Annotated in this window: 1 pseudogene; it reads right to left on the bottom strand. The window is 71.2% G+C overall.

Annotated elements, in window-relative coordinates:
• A pseudogene (locus ACZYYX_RS29460) lies at positions 1–302 on the bottom strand (HNH endonuclease); the annotation flags it as partial.

Raw genomic sequence — 302 nt, 5'->3', positions numbered from 1 at the left:
GTCAGATACACCATCCCGTTGGGGGCCGGCCGGGTCGACACCGAGGCCGACGCCGCCGCCCGTTCTTTGCGTTGCACCACCGCAGCGGCATCCAGGCGGGCGGCGATCGCGGCGGCGGCGGCCTCGATCCGGGCGTTGCCCAACCCGACCAAGGCGCCTATGTCCGCACACATCTCTTCGTCGAGGGTGCGGCGATCCTCGACGGTCAGGCAGGCCGACTGCTTGACGATCAGGGTGGCCCGCCACTCGGTCAACACGCCGGCGTGCAGCGCGGCCAGGGTGTGGGGCATCTCCTCGACCAG

The sequence above is a fragment of the Mycobacterium sp. IDUB_1 genome, from assembly GCF_055419625.1.
The sequence above is the reverse complement of the archived record's forward strand: the minus strand, read 5'-3'. Positions and strand labels throughout refer to the sequence as shown.